A 12,333-nucleotide genomic window follows, 5' to 3' on the forward strand; every position below is an offset into this window, starting at 1 on the left:
GGCCAGCACCGAAATCACCATTTCCGGCGAGCGCTCAGCGAGCACGCCGATGATGCTTTCTTTGGCGGCGCCTTTTTTCCGCAGCTGTGCCGCGAGCCGGTCTGAATACTGATCAAGCTCCGCATACGTCAGCACACCGCCCGAAAAGCGGAGCACCGGAAGATGCGGCGAAAGGGCCGCACGGCGTGTGAACAGCGTATGAAGCGTCGGAGCCGGCGGTTCAAGCGCCTCTGTTTTGTTAAACTCAAACAAAACCCTATTCTTTTCTTCCGTATCAGCCATATCAATGTTTTGAATCAGCTGGTTCGGATCCTCAATGGCTTTTTCAACAATGGTAAGCAAATGAGATTGAATCCGTTTAATGGCGTTTTCGGTAAACAAAGCGGACTGATAATCGAAATTCAGCTGAATCATCCCTGTGTCTATCCGTTCCTTAATCAAAACGGAAAGCTCGTTTGCGGTATGGCCGCTGAAATACATAGCCGTTTCATAATCGAAGCCGTCCGCTTGATGCCATTGAAGCGGCTGATACTGCATAGAAATGCCGATTAAATTTTGCAGGTTATTGTGTGTCTGTCTTAACTCATTAACTAACAGATTGTAAGGGTATTTCTGGTGGCGCATGACAGACAGCTGCTCTTTTCCCACACCGCGGACAAAGGAAATAAATTCAGTTTTAGGATCTGTCGTCATTCTGATCGGCAATGTGCTGACAAACATGCCGAGCATGTCCTTTTCCATCCGGGAGCCGCGGTTTCCGTAATAGGTCCCGATGGCAATATCCTTTTTAGCTGTGAGGCGGCTGATGCATATGTATAACGAAGCCATAAACAGAGATATAATGCTGACTTGATGGTCTTCACAAAAACGCCGGATTGATTGTTCTAAGGAGTGTGAAAGAGTAAGTGTGTTTCTGGAAGCTTCGGTGCTTTGTCGTTGATGTGAGGCTTGTTCCGCCAATGAAAAATGTTCCGGAACGGTTTGGTAAGCTTGTGTCCAAAATGAACGGTCTTTTTCAAAACGGGAAGAATCTAAGTATTGTTTCTCTTTTTCCATGTAGCTGAGGTAGGAAGGTCCGTGATGTTCAGGCAAAGCTTCATTTCGAATCATCTTTTGATAGATGTCAATCAGCTGATTACCGAGCAGATTGAGCGAAATGCCATCCATGATAATATGGTGAAATTTTGCGTAAAGCCAAACTTCTCCGTTTGGCATTAACAGCAGGGAAAATTGATAAAGCGGTGAATGAAAGAGTTTAAACGGGATAGAAGTCTGTGCGTCAATCCAGCTGTCCCGCTGCGTTTTATCGGTATTTGTAAAATCAATGACCTCCGGCGGAATCGGCCGGTGTTCAGCCAGATACAGCTGAGGCTCTGAACCGTCACCCTCTGTCAGCTGAAATTTGAGCGAATCATTTCGTGAAAACGAAAAATCTAAAGCGCGGCGCAATACGTCAAGATCGATTTCACCTCTGAATTTGACACAGGCTGCGAGATTGCAGATGCTCGTGCCGGGCTCAAGCAATTCCGTAAACCACACTCTCCTTTGAGCATGGGTTAAAGCGTAAGTAGTGTTTTCCAATGGAATACCTCCATTTCAATTTAAGAGGATAAGAAAGTGAAATAATTACAGTTTGTAATCGACAGCATATGACTAAATCATCCATATAAGCATTATTTTAAAACATATTTTAGAAATCACAATAAAAAATTAAATTTTTTCTAACATTTTTTAGAATATAGTATATATTTCACACTGATTTTCTCGTTTTCTATAATCTTTATACCATGTAAAACAGCATGTATGCATACTAGAAACTAGTTCTTTGAAACTAAAATAAGGAATAAAATGTATATCAAATGACCTCCCGAAAATAAAATCATAGCATTCCTAAGAACTGATTTTACTGTTTTTTACATCTAAAGAATGTTTTTATTATAAAAGTGAAAAAACAGTGAACCTTTGAGAAAGGAAAGTGTCATAAAGAATTCGAAACTCAAGAAATTATGAAGCGAAATTATTTTGTGAAAAGATTGATTCATGATAGCGGGATAATAATTCGGCTATTCCGCTCCGGAATATAAAAAAGCCGCATCATTTACGGACCGGCCATTTTCACTTTCATCTTATTGATTCGCCAATAATAAGGCTATTTTATCTTCAATATCTTTTCCATCATCCTCATCAAGCAGACCGTTTTGAAGAACGGAAAAAATCAACGTATCTCCGGATTTTGTTTCTGCATAGCCCGCAATCGAACTGACGCTTGTTAAGGAACCGGTTTTCGCTTTGATTTTTCCTTCCGCCGGGGTATCCTTCAGCCGATTCCGCAGCGTGCCCCCCGTCATTCTGTCGCTTGAGCCCGCCACAGGCAGCGAGTGAAGCAAAGCCGGGAACCATTTCTCTTTTTGAACCGCATATAAAAGCTTCCCGACTTGGTCCGCGGATACACCGTCAATGTGGGAGACGCCAGATCCGTCTCTCGCCATAATCTCGTCTGGATTCAGTCCGAAAGCTGAAAGCTGGGAGGTCATCACCTCCAATCCTTTTTCCCAGCTGCCTTCCCCTTTTTTCACTTTCCCCATTTCCTTGATAAGGATTTCGGCGTGTCCGTTGTTGCTCAGTTTCATAAATGGTATCAGCAGTTTTGAAAGGGGCATGGATTTTCGGGATATTACCTGCTGTGTGTGATGCGGCATTTTCCCGGGTTTCACTTTTCCCTTTACGGTAATGCCTTGTTTTTTAAGCGCTTGTTCCCATAAATCTAAAGCATAGTTCGTCGGTTCCCACACCGCGGCCCATTCCTTTGTTTTTCCAGCGTCGGTCGGTATCGTTCCCTTTACCGTAATCAAATTGCCGCCGTGCTCACGCTCAATCTTCAAGTCTTTTTTCTCGCCGGCCGCAACGGTTTTCACTTCATTTTTCACATGCACGGCACTCGTTTGCGGTGAAATCGTAATGTTTGGCTTTTTGCCGGGCTGTTTAGCCGGGCTGATTTCCGCAATCACGGTCCCTGCATCATAGTCCTCATTAGGGGAAGCAGTAAGGGCAGATACTTGCGCTCCATAATATTGATCTTCATCGCTCCATGGCAGGTCAGCGGAATACCGGATGTGGTCATACCATGTGTCATCACCTATTACATCTCCTTTGATGACTTTAATTCCCGCCTTTTTTACCCGCTCTGCCAGTTTGTCAAAATCTGATGCCAAAAGGGTCGGATCACCTTTTCCCGCAAGATAAAGATTTCCATGTAATTGTTTTCCTTTGACAGCACCGTCAGCCCGCACTTCTGTTTTAAATGTGTAGTCTTCGCCGAGTACAGAAAGCGCCGCCGAAGCCGTCAACAGCTTCATAAGGGATGCAGGTCTCAGCCGCACATCTTCCTGATGACCGAACAGAACTTCTCCGGTTTTGGCGGATCGAATGCTGACACCCGCTATGGCGCCTTTTAAGGCGGGTTCTTCCTCGAGGATTTTTGTTAGCTGCTCTGTTAAAGCGCCTTTTTTTTCAACCGCTTTGGCAGAATCATCAATATAAGGAACCGCGGCAATGACAAAAAGCAGCATCACGGCGGCCCAGCGTTTCATATGTTTTTTCAATTTCATCCCGCCTCTCCCCTATTGTTCCCCGCGCTGAATAATGATATCGCATGACGCCGATGCTTCCCCGCCCGGTTTCAGAATCTGCAATCCGGTAAGCGATGACGGCAGATTGAGATTGAATGCATCAGTGACGGATGTATAAGGCTCGAGGCTTACGAACCCCTGCTTCCCGTCCCCGTTGTAGACAACCCAATGTTTGAATGCCTGGTCCGCCCGATACAAAACGGTTAATTGTTCACTCGGATGGAATATGGCCGCTTCGTTTTTTCCGCCGTTTCGCCCTGAAGAAAGGAAAACATCATCAAATTGTTTGTTTTTTAAAGACATCCCTTCCTGAAACGCTTCTTTATCCGGCACATCCAGCAAACTGCCCGTCGGTACGAAGCGATCATTTAATTCCCACTTTCGGTCCGCCGTCAAAAAAAGCCGGGAGCTGTCTTCACAAAAGATAAAGGAGGTGTGATACCCGAGTCCCCACGGAAAGGGTTCCGTTCCTTTATTGATAATCAGCGCCCGCTGAGAAAATACATTGTCTTTCAGTGTATACGACATCCGGACAATCGCGTCATGCGGGAATTGCTCATATACGTGGGGAATCTTTGAAAGATCAATTTCTGTTTCGGCCAATAGCTGATCATCCTCTTCTTTCATCGTGACAACCTTCCAATGCTCACTGTAAAGAAAGCCGTGAATATGGTTATGTTTATCCTTTTCGTTTATATCAAATTGATACGTGCGGCCGCGAAAACGAAATGTCCCGTCCGTAATCCGGTTCGGCGGAAATAAAACAGGAATTCCGAAAAGCATCGGTGTATTGTGAAATTGCTCCGGCGTCTTTGGTTCCCTGAGAAGACGCATACCGGTTTTTTTATCCTGAAGAGAAATGACATTTGAGCCCCATTCCGGCACAATGATAAATTCAGCCTGATCATTGCCGGCTCTGATTGCGGGAACTCCTAAATAGGTCGTATGTTCAATCATCATAAGCCACCTGCCCTTTCTTGTTAATAGCATGTATAGGAATTCCATTTTATAAACGCATTTTCCTTCTGCCAAAAAAACATCGCCTGCCTGAACAGAGCGATGTGTTGTATAGCTTATTGAATCAGCCGGGTAATCTGTTTTTTCTTCCACACGAACCGGTAATAGCTGTATTGCAGCAGAAGGCTGATGACGAAGGCGGCCGGATAACCGACCCAAATGCCGAGAATGCCGAGGTTCGTATAATGAGAAAGAATAAAGGCGACAGGCACTTCAATACCCCAAATTGTAAAAATACTGATGATTGTCGGCCATAATACCGTGCCGCTCGCCCGCATTGTCGCCGAGACAATCTGAGCATGGCCGAAAATCAAATAGCTCCATAAGGTAATCATAATGAGGCTGTGGGCGATGTGCAGCGTATCTTGATCCGTTAAAAACAAAGCCAATATCTGCCGTGAAAAGGCATAAATCAAAATAATCAGCACGCCCCCGATCAGATAATTCAGGCCGATACCGACTTTGATCACTTGTTTCAAACGGCCGAATTCATTGGCCCCTATAGATTGGGCTGCAAAAATCGAAACGGCGATTCCAAGGCTGACGGCAGGCATCTGTACATAACTCGCCACTTGATTGACGACGCCGTAAGCAGCCGTTGCGTTTGATCCGTAATGATTAACGAAGGAAATGACGGCTATTTCAGAAAGCGATACGAGAATCATGTTGATGCTTGACGGAATGCCGAGCCTCAGCAGGAGCGCAAGCAGCTTTCTGTCCATTTTTAGGCTGCGGAGCGCCGCCCGGTCAAATGCGAGCGGATGTTTCGTTTTCCGTAAATAAAGCATAAGGACGATAAATGTGATAATCGTTGAAATAACGGTTGCATACGCCGAGCCGTAAATGCCGAATTTCGGAAGCCCGAAAAGCCCGAGAATCAACAGCGGCAAAAGCCCGATGTTAATCACCGTACTGACAATTAATGTGTAAAACGGCGTCTTTGAATCTCCCGTTCCCCGTAAAAATGTCGTATAAGCAAAATATAAAAACATCAGCGGCATCGCACAGAACAATATACGTGCATATCGGACACTGACATCTATCACGTTTTCCGGCGTTCCCATCAGCCGCAAAATATCAAGCGTAAAAACACTGCCGACAACAGCCAAAACGACACCGATCAAAAAGGTAAATGTCAGCGTTGTGCCGACAATGGCTTTCAGTCTTTCTTCGTTTCGCGCGCCGAAAGCCTGCCCGATCAGAATGGAACTTCCAGAGCCGATACCGATCGTAAACGAAATCAGCAGGAAAAAGAGCGGAAAAAAAGACGAAACCGCGGCGAGCGCATTGACGCCGAGCCACCTCCCCACAAATACCATTCCGACCAATTGGCCCACAGACTGCAATACATTGCTTAACAGCAGCGGTACTAAAAACAGTGACATCGACCGCCATACAGACTGATTGTCACTGCCTTTCTCCCGATTATCTTGTACTTCCATATGTAAGGTCTCCTTTTCGGTTTTCTTCCATTTTATAATTCAGCATACACCTTGTAAAAACCTTTTGTTCACACAAAACTCTCTATCTTTTATTTTTGCCATTAATGGAAATTCATCATAAAAATAAAAAGTACGGAAAATATTTCTGAAAAGGTATTGTAATCTTACCGTAATTATTGTAACATTTGTAACATAAGAGAAAGAGATTGATTGAAGGAGAGAAAAAAATCATGAAAAAACTTCTATTACTTTTAACGACTATTACATTGATCTTGTCATTAGGCACAGTGGCAACAGCGAAAAATACATCTAATGACCTTACACAAAAACAAGCACTGCAATTGGCCTTATCAGCAAGAGAGCATTTCTGGAACACAATGAGCGGCGGCACTCACAAATCAAATACAAACTGCACATCTGAGCCCTTCGAATATCAAAACCTGCAATATGTATTTATGTGCAAAGAGCTCGGCACAAAAACAAAAGCTGTGAAATATTTGACACCTATTTTTACAAAACAAGCAATTGACAAAGGCTTTAAAAATTATCACTTCGCCGTGAAAGACGGCAAATTGGCTGTTCCGGTCGGCGACGGAGACAATCTCCTCAATTGGAAAAAAGCAAAAATGACCCTCCTTTCTAATAAAGGAAGCGCAAAAACATACCGATTCACAGTACCTACACTTGACGGTTCTCCGTCAGCAAAACGTGATGTCACATTCGTAAAAGAAAACAACGTTTGGAAAGTAAATCAATTTGATGCTGTCATATAAGAAGGAGTCCGCTTTGAGCGGGCTTTTTTGCTTTGATAAGATTGCAATCCTGTCTCAGGCGGGCACTGACCGGAATGTATATCCCGGTACTAACATTAAAGACAGAAAGGAGACGCGCCTTATGCCGGAGCTGCTAAGTGACGGGAGCAGAAGAAATGAACTACACAATGAGGGAAAAAGAAGCTTTCGAAGTCGTCAGCAAACCGTTTCATGTTTCTGCGGTCAATTCAACAAAAGAAGAATTCCGGTTTTGGGAAGAACTGAATACACGGACCGTCTTGCAGCGGCAGCTGACTCCTCTTCCCTTCTCGGTATTTGTACCAATTAAAACGGAGATCTCCGGGAGTTTACGTATCTTGTCGCCGCAGAGAAACATGGCGGACCGATTCCGGAAGGCTGCTGTGTGAAAACAACCCCGCGGGCGACATGGCAGTTTTTGAAGCAATCGGGCCTGTTCCGGGCGCCGTGCAAAACACGTGGGAAAGAATTTTCTCAGAATAAAAGCACAGTACTGAAATTTGGATTCCGGTTAAGAAAAAGTAATCAAAAAAGACAATGGCCAGCAGTCAGCCATTGTCTTTTTTACGCTCTAGGAGAGATTCGAACTCCCGACCTGCAGTTTAGGAAACTGCTGCACTATCCGCTGTGCTACTAGAGCTTACTTTCATAGTACCGCTGATGCTCATTTTTTTCAAGTCTACAGCCCTCCGAATACTTTATATGCGGCTCTTGTCGTATCTTCATCAATACCGATATAGCGCATTGTAATCGAAGGAGAAGAATGATTTAAAATCCGCTGAAGCTCGGCGATATCCTTCGTCCGCTGATAAAAATGATAGCCGAACGTTTTTCGCAGCGTATGCGTGCCGATCTCCTCCAGTCCGCAGGCAGCTGCCGCCTCCTTTAAAATTCTGTACGCCTGAATGCGGGAAATAGGCTTGTTCGTCCGTTTGGATTTAAATAAATAGTCATTCTCCTTCATATCTTTTGTATAGGCGTAAATATCAGCTTTCAGTGATTCTAATATCAAAATTTTTCTTTTCTTTCTCGTTTTGCTTTCGGTTGCCCACACATGATCTTTGTTCCTGATATCTTTCACGCGAAGCGGCAAAATATCAGAAATGCGCAGTGCGCTGTTCATGCCGAAAATAAATAAAAAATAATCCCTCTCGCTTTTGTTCATTAAATAACGTTTGACTTCCTGAATTTTTTCCAAGCTTCGGATCGGCTGTACGATATGCATCAAAAAACCCCTTAAAAATGGTAAAGTAACATATTGAGTCTTATGTTACTATTATAGTCGAAACCTGTTGAATGATAAAGGATAAAGCCCCTTATGTAACATAATATACATAGTGTTACATAAAGGGACAAAGAGTCTTATTTTTAGCAAGACACTCCATAAAGCCATTTAAACTGTTTTCAGTGGTTTTTGGTGATCTGGATACCAAAGGTATTAAAAAAGAAAAACAGCACCTTTAAAACGAAATCTGAGCACTCATTTTTTTCATGAACAGCTGAAAAAATGCAAAAAAAAGACACAATATGTAATTGTGTCCTAGTCCTCGTCTTTTACATCAATATCCTCAGGAATCGGTTCATTTAAAATCTCTTGAATCATTTCCTTATATTTTTCCAACTGCTCAAGATGGGTATAAAATTGTTCCTTGTTAATTAAATACTGATGACCGTCATGAACGGCCCTTATTTTATTCGTCAGAACCAAGTTTTGCACATATTCTTCAGGAAGGCTGGTAAACTCCGCTGTTTCCTTGATCGTTAAATACATGGCTCACATTCCTTTCATTCATCATGCTTTTTATTGTAGCTTATTTTTCACAAATATGCTTGTATCGCATCCTCTTTTAAAGCAGTTTCCCCTTCAGCCTATTCCCGTCTGATTATATTCACACAGAAATCAAAGCTTTTAATATGCCGGACTATTCCCTTTGTCACTTGTGAAAACAGCACATTTTTCTTATTCTATAATTGTAAGAGGAAAATAAAGGAGGCAGACTATGAAAAAAGTAAAAAATCTCTGTTTTATCGTTCTGCTTAGTGCTTTGCTGACGGCCGGAAGCATCCCTTATCATGCCCAAGCTAAAAAACACTCATTTTCCTACGACGACTACAAACAAGTCGATGTCGGCAAGGACGGTATGGTAGCCACCGCCCATCCTCTCGCTTCAGAAATCGGAGCTGACGTACTGAAAAAAGGCGGCAATGCAGTTGACGCCGCAGTCGCAATTCAATTTGCATTAAACGTGACTGAACCTATGATGTCAGGTATCGGCGGCGGCGGATTTATGATGGTTTATGACGCCAAAACGAAAGATACCACCATTATTGACAGCCGGGAACGTGCACCGGAAGGCGCAACTCCAGATATGTTTCTGGATGAGAACGGAAAAGCCATTCCTTTCTCCGAACGCGTTACAAAAGGCACCGCTGTCGGTGTTCCGGGAACACTAAAAGGCCTTGAAAAAGCGCTCGACAAATGGGGCACACGCTCCATGAAGCAGCTCATCACTCCTTCCATAAAACTTGCCTCAAAAGGCTTTCCGATTGATTCGGTTTTAGCTGACGCTATCTCAGATTATCAAGACAAATTATCACACACTGCCGCAAAAGATGTCTTTCTTCCGAACGGAGAACCTCTGAAAGAAGGAGACACACTCGTTCAAAAAGACTTAGCAAAAACCTTCACAGCCATCAAATATAAAGGCACTAAAGCCTTCTATGACAGCGCCTTCACCAAAAAGCTTGCTGATACTGTACAGGAATTCGGCGGCTCGATGACTGAAAAAGACATTAAAAATTTCAACGTTACGATTGACAAGCCGATTTCGGGAGATTATCAAGGTTATCATATTGCCACTGCACCCCCTCCAAGTTCCGGCGGTGTTTTCCTTTTACAAATGCTGAATATCTTGGATGATTTTAAGCTTTCTCAATATGATATCCGTTCATGGCAAAAATATCACCTTCTTGCAGAAACAATGCATTTAGCTTATGCTGACCGCGCCGCTTACGCAGGGGATCCCGAATTTGTCAACGTTCCTCTGAAAGGGCTGCTTAATTCCGACTATATCAATGCCCGCAGACAACTGATAGACACCAATAAAGTAAACAAAAAACCGAAAGCCGGTGATCCTTGGGCGTACCAGGAAGGCTCTGCAAACTATAAGATTGTTGAGCAGCCGACCGACAAACAAGAAGGCCAAACAACTCATTTCACAGTAGCTGACCGCTTCGGCAATGTCGTATCCTACACGACTACGATTGAGCAGTTATTCGGTTCCGGTATTATGGTTCCCGGTTATGGCGTCGTCCTGAACAACGAATTAACGGACTTTGACGCGGTGCCTGGCGGCGCAAATGAAGTTCAGCCAAATAAACGGCCGCTGAGCAGCATGACACCGACCATTTTATTTAAAAATGACGAACCTGTATTAACCGTCGGTTCCCCTGGCGGAGCGACAATTATCTCCTCCGTTCTGCAGACCATCCTGAATAAAGTTGAGTATGGCATGGAGCTGAAAGCGGCTGTCGAGGAGCCTAGAATTTACACAAACAGCATGACATCTTACCGTTATGAAGAAGGAGTGCCGGAAGATGTCCGCTCTAAGCTGAACGAAATGGGACATAAATTCGGCGCCAGTCCGGTGGATATCGGCAATGTGCAGAGTATATTAATCGATCGTGAAAACGGCACGTTCACGGGAGTTGCAGATTCAAGCCGAAACGGAGCCGCCATCGGCGTTAATGTAAAGAAATGCAATAAATAAAAAGAAGCCTAATTTCTCAAAAAGAGAAATTAGGCTTCTTTTATTCTGCACTGATTCCTGAAGAAGGTTTTTTATTGCGTAATGGAGAAAGAGAGATCACGGCACATATCGCAATAATCATCCCGCCTGCTCCAATCCAAGTAACCGAAGCAAGAGAAAGCTGGGTTACAGCAATGCCTCCGATACCGGCACCTGCGGCCATAGCCAATTGCATCATAGACTGGTTGAGACCAAGTAAGACACCAGAGGATTCAGGCTCCATGGTTGCTAAATGATATTGCTGGGCCGGGCCTGATGACCAGGCGGCAAATGACCATAATGTAAGCACCACCGCTACGCCGGCCACAGAATGTGTGATAAGCGACAATAAGATCAGCATCAGGGTATGAAGCGCCATCCCGCCGGTTAAAGTCACCCGCGCCCCCCACCTGTCAGCGCTGAAACCGCCTAATTTAGAACCGATGAGACTTGCAACTCCGAATATGAACAGCAGCGAACTCAGCATCCCGCTGCTTACATGGGACACATTCAGTAAATACGGTGAGAGATACGTGTACGCAACGGAATATCCCCCTAACCAAAAGAACGTAATGGCCAAGCCGACCGCTACCTTACGTTTCTTTAAAAGAGAAAATTGCTGAACGAGCGGCACCGGTTTATCTCCTTTCGTCTGCGGCAATGCGAAAAAAATAATGATGATGGCAATGATTCCGAAGACGGCGATTCCTCCAAAAACAGATCTCCATCCAAAAGCCTCCGACACGACTCTGCCGATGGGGACACCAATGATAAGCGCTGCCGTAAATCCCATGATGACAGTAGCAAGGGAACTTGCCTGTTTTCCGGGAGGAGCAATTTTGGCAGCGATATTGAGTGCGGTTACCACAACCATTCCCGCACCAATCGCCATGATAACCCGAGCCGCCACAAACAGCCCGTATCCCGGAAGGATAAAGGAACACAGATTACCGAAAACAAACAAACCGAGGGCGTATATGATGAGTTTTTTTCTGTCCAGCCTTGCAGTAAGAGCCATCATGACAGGCGTTCCGATCGCATAAACAAGTGAGAAAATCGTAATGAGCTGCCCCGCCGCTGCCAGCGTGATGCCCAAGGAATCAGCAATCCGATCAAGCACGCCGGATATGACGTATTCTGATGTTCCGACTAAAAAACTGATAATGGCCAAAATATAAACTTTCCATGTGTTTTTCATCTTACACTCTCCTTAGATGAGATTTATATAAAGATATATTAGAATATATCGATATAAAAAATTAGAAAGAAACAATTCGCAATATGTCGATATGTAGTCTGAAAAAGAAACTGAACCCTTCTTTAAGGATTCAGCCTTACATCTCGTGCTGAAAAAAATCGGCAATCACCTTGATGGCTTCTTCATCTCTTTTATAGTATGTGTACTTGCCGATACGTTTTGTCTGAATGAGGCCTGCCCGCTGAAGGATGGAAAGATATTGAGACGCCGTCGACTGCGTCATCTGCAACTTATCAGTAATCTGACTGACACATACGCCGATATCATTCATATCAATCCCTTCATGAGGGGCAAAATGACGGTCCGGTTCTTTCAGCCATTGTAAAATCTGTAAGCGCGACTCATTGGACAATGCTTTAAAAATATCTATCGGTTTCATACGCTCATTATATCGCAAATTTGCGATAT

11 protein-coding genes and 1 tRNA gene are annotated in these 12,333 nt (G+C 44.1%); 3 read left to right on the top strand and 9 right to left on the bottom strand.

Features of this window, described 5'->3' with window-relative positions:
• From J7E26_RS14915 to J7E26_RS14930, 4 genes are all read right to left on the bottom strand, one after another.
• The coding region (locus J7E26_RS14915; RefSeq protein WP_214813613.1) for a condensation domain-containing protein at positions 1 to 1,581 on the bottom strand (1,581 nt) is incomplete at its 3' end.
• A 545-nt stretch (positions 1,582 to 2,126) separates the two neighbouring features.
• Positions 2,127 to 3,608: a D-alanyl-D-alanine carboxypeptidase/D-alanyl-D-alanine endopeptidase gene (gene dacB / locus J7E26_RS14920; protein ID WP_214985017.1), complete on the bottom strand. Its 1,482-nt coding sequence runs from the start codon at positions 3,606 to 3,608 to the stop codon at positions 2,127 to 2,129.
• Between the two features lie 12 nt (positions 3,609 to 3,620).
• Entirely contained in the window at positions 3,621 to 4,589 is a 969-nt protein-coding gene (locus J7E26_RS14925; RefSeq protein WP_214813616.1) for an aldose 1-epimerase, read from the bottom strand.
• A gap of 113 nt (positions 4,590 to 4,702) precedes the next feature.
• Positions 4,703 to 6,088 (bottom strand): MATE family efflux transporter, encoded by a 1,386-nt coding sequence (locus J7E26_RS14930; protein WP_214813619.1) that lies wholly within the window; start codon positions 6,086 to 6,088, stop codon positions 4,703 to 4,705.
• Between the two features lie 230 nt (positions 6,089 to 6,318).
• On the opposite strand from J7E26_RS14930, the gene J7E26_RS14935 reads away from it, so the two are divergent.
• Together J7E26_RS14935 and J7E26_RS14940 are read left to right on the top strand one after the other, a co-directional pair.
• Positions 6,319 to 6,861, top strand: coding sequence for an IseA DL-endopeptidase inhibitor family protein (locus J7E26_RS14935; protein ID WP_214813622.1), 543 nt, complete (start codon positions 6,319 to 6,321; stop codon positions 6,859 to 6,861).
• 155 nt (positions 6,862 to 7,016) lie between these two features.
• A complete protein-coding gene (locus tag J7E26_RS14940) occupies positions 7,017 to 7,268 on the top strand; it encodes a hypothetical protein (protein WP_214813624.1) in 252 nt (83 codons plus the stop codon).
• Positions 7,269 to 7,446: 178 nt separating this feature from the next.
• Here the strand turns inward: J7E26_RS14940 and J7E26_RS14945 are convergent.
• From J7E26_RS14945 to J7E26_RS14955, 3 genes are all read right to left on the bottom strand, one after another.
• Positions 7,447 to 7,519 (bottom strand) — tRNA-Arg (locus J7E26_RS14945).
• 39 nt (positions 7,520 to 7,558) lie between these two features.
• A complete protein-coding gene (locus tag J7E26_RS14950; RefSeq protein ID WP_214813626.1) occupies positions 7,559 to 8,104 on the bottom strand; it encodes a site-specific integrase in 546 nt (181 codons plus the stop codon).
• Between the two features lie 315 nt (positions 8,105 to 8,419).
• The gene (locus J7E26_RS14955) at positions 8,420 to 8,650 is read right to left on the bottom strand and encodes an excisionase family DNA-binding protein (RefSeq protein WP_214813628.1); all 231 of its coding nucleotides are present in this window, start codon (positions 8,648 to 8,650) and stop codon (positions 8,420 to 8,422) included.
• 229 nt (positions 8,651 to 8,879) lie between these two features.
• On the opposite strand from J7E26_RS14955, the gene ggt reads away from it, so the two are divergent.
• Positions 8,880 to 10,649 carry a gamma-glutamyltransferase gene (ggt, locus tag J7E26_RS14960; RefSeq protein WP_214813630.1) on the top strand — a complete coding sequence of 590 codons (1,770 nt, stop codon included), beginning with the start codon at positions 8,880 to 8,882 and terminating at the stop codon, positions 10,647 to 10,649.
• A 40-nt stretch (positions 10,650 to 10,689) separates the two neighbouring features.
• Here the strand turns inward: ggt and J7E26_RS14965 are convergent, their stop codons facing one another.
• Both J7E26_RS14965 and J7E26_RS14970 read right to left on the bottom strand, forming a co-directional pair.
• On the bottom strand, positions 10,690 to 11,865 hold the full coding sequence (locus J7E26_RS14965; RefSeq protein WP_214813632.1) for an MFS transporter: 1,176 nt from the start codon (positions 11,863 to 11,865) through the stop codon (positions 10,690 to 10,692).
• Positions 11,866 to 12,001: 136 nt separating this feature from the next.
• Positions 12,002 to 12,304 (bottom strand): ArsR/SmtB family transcription factor, encoded by a 303-nt coding sequence (locus J7E26_RS14970; RefSeq protein ID WP_214813634.1) that lies wholly within the window; start codon positions 12,302 to 12,304, stop codon positions 12,002 to 12,004.
• Positions 12,305 to 12,333 lie beyond the last annotated feature (29 nt).

The sequence above is a fragment of the Bacillus sp. ISL-51 genome (assembly GCF_018613535.1).
Classification (GTDB): Bacteria; Bacillota; Bacilli; order Bacillales; family Bacillaceae; genus Bacillus.

Excerpts from the sequence above, each read along its gene's own strand:
- J7E26_RS14950 (WP_214813626.1), bottom strand. The coding sequence starts at position 8,104 with ATGCATATCGTACAGCCGATCCGAAGCTTGGAAAAAATTCAGGAAGTC.
- J7E26_RS14970 (WP_214813634.1), bottom strand. The coding sequence starts at position 12,304 with ATGAAACCGATAGATATTTTTAAAGCATTGTCCAATGAGTCGCGCTTA.
- J7E26_RS14940 (WP_214813624.1), top strand. The coding sequence starts at position 7,017 with ATGAACTACACAATGAGGGAAAAAGAAGCTTTCGAAGTCGTCAGCAAA.
- J7E26_RS14955 (WP_214813628.1), bottom strand. The coding sequence starts at position 8,650 with ATGTATTTAACGATCAAGGAAACAGCGGAGTTTACCAGCCTTCCTGAA.
- dacB (WP_214985017.1), bottom strand. The coding sequence starts at position 3,608 with ATGAAATTGAAAAAACATATGAAACGCTGGGCCGCCGTGATGCTGCTT.
- J7E26_RS14935 (WP_214813622.1), top strand. The coding sequence starts at position 6,319 with ATGAAAAAACTTCTATTACTTTTAACGACTATTACATTGATCTTGTCA.
- ggt (WP_214813630.1), top strand. The coding sequence starts at position 8,880 with ATGAAAAAAGTAAAAAATCTCTGTTTTATCGTTCTGCTTAGTGCTTTG.
- J7E26_RS14965 (WP_214813632.1), bottom strand. The coding sequence starts at position 11,865 with ATGAAAAACACATGGAAAGTTTATATTTTGGCCATTATCAGTTTTTTA.
- J7E26_RS14930 (WP_214813619.1), bottom strand. The coding sequence starts at position 6,088 with ATGGAAGTACAAGATAATCGGGAGAAAGGCAGTGACAATCAGTCTGTA.
- J7E26_RS14925 (WP_214813616.1), bottom strand. The coding sequence starts at position 4,589 with ATGATGATTGAACATACGACCTATTTAGGAGTTCCCGCAATCAGAGCC.